At 59.2% G+C, this 1,340-nt stretch carries 2 protein-coding genes; both read right to left on the bottom strand.

What is annotated here, in order from left to right; genetic code table 11:
• Positions 1 to 55: 55 nt before the first annotated feature.
• Positions 56 to 421 carry a transposase gene (locus tag GSQ76_RS19000; RefSeq protein WP_408836909.1) on the bottom strand — a complete coding sequence of 122 codons (366 nt, stop codon included), beginning with the start codon at positions 419 to 421 and terminating at the stop codon, positions 56 to 58.
• A gap of 522 nt (positions 422 to 943) precedes the next feature.
• Positions 944 to 1,135 carry a hypothetical protein gene (locus tag GSQ76_RS18995; protein ID WP_158745696.1) on the bottom strand — a complete coding sequence of 64 codons (192 nt, stop codon included), beginning with the start codon at positions 1,133 to 1,135 and terminating at the stop codon, positions 944 to 946.
• Between the last annotated feature and the right edge of the window lie 205 nt (positions 1,136 to 1,340).

The raw sequence follows: 1,340 nt of genomic DNA, 5'->3' as shown, positions 1-1,340 counted from the left end.
GTAAGCGTCGGCCAAGGACCGCGGCTTTGGCTGACGCGGTCTGACCTGGTGTAGGCTATTGTGTCCAGACCCAGGGGAGCAGGGCGTCGATCTTGTTTATGGGATGATCTGCAATCCGGCCGAGAATGTCCGTCAAATATGCTTCGGGATTGAGGCCGTTCAGTTTTGCCGTAGCGGTGATGGTATAGAGACAGGCAGCTCGCTGACCTCCGGCGTCAGAGCCACAGAACAGGTAATTCTTCCGTCCCAAAACTGGAATGCGCATTGCGCGCTCGGCGGCATTGTTGGTCATCTCGAGGCGACCATCGCCGACATAGCGAACCAGCGCCTCCCATCGCGACAGCGCGTAGCGGATCGCCTTGGCCAAGTCGCTCTTGCCGCTGCCCGAAAGGCGAACTTTGGTTAGCCACATTCTCTGCAGACCAGACTGGCCGGCTTAGGCGGCTTTAGTGTCTTAGACCCTACACCACATCGGTGATCTCGCCTGGGCCGTCCGCGCGCCACACGCCCTTGCCGGCATCGTAGGTGAGATCCTCTACGTTCCAGCTCCCGGTCCCCGGCCGCAAGATCTCGAAAGCGTGTCCGGAAGGGCGACCGAGCCGTGCTACTTAGAAAGCAAACCATCCAAGCAACGATATTAGCTGGAGAAAAGGAATATGGGGAGCACCCAGTCGGTTGCCCACGTCGCGCCGCACGTTTCCCCAATTGACGCTCATATTGGCGGCTTTGTTTGCGAGGCGCGCCGATCTGTCCTTATGCCGGAGGTGGAGTTGGCAAGCCGGCTGAAGGTCTCGGTCACGACCCTGTTGGCTTGGGAGTGCGGAGCCGAACGAATCCCAGCGGACTGCCTACTTGCAATTACCGACCACCTGCCTTGCTCCCTAGATGACCTCTTCAATGGCCTAACCGACGGCGCTAATCAGGATCTCGGAGGCGTGGTCTTCTAGTCTGTATCAGCCGAGGACGGCGCCTTCGTTGCCGCGATATCCAGCAACTCGTAGGCAATCGAGATCAGCCGAATGGCATCGTTTCGGCGGCCCTCGTTCGCTGCGACACCGGCCAGCATGACTGCCCGCTTCACCGTCAGCGGCTGACGACCAAATTCGCGAGCGACTGCATCATGCCAATCTGCCACCGGACGCGCCTTTTAAGGTCTGCAATGCATACGTATGTGGTCGTCTTGAGTTGATGGTCAAGTCTATAGACGCTCGACTGCATCAAGCCAGGACCTCAACCGCCGCCTCGGTGAGCCGGACCCGCCACTGACCGTCACCGTCATCCGGCATGTTATCCTCCTCGATCAACATCGTGCCCTCATCGAGCATTTCCCCAATGACGCC

The organism is Acidisphaera sp. L21 (assembly GCF_009765685.1).
In the GTDB taxonomy this organism is placed as follows: Bacteria; Pseudomonadota; Alphaproteobacteria; order Acetobacterales; family Acetobacteraceae; genus LMUY01.
Note: the sequence above shows the minus strand (reverse complement) of the source record. Positions and strands in the feature narration are given on the sequence as shown.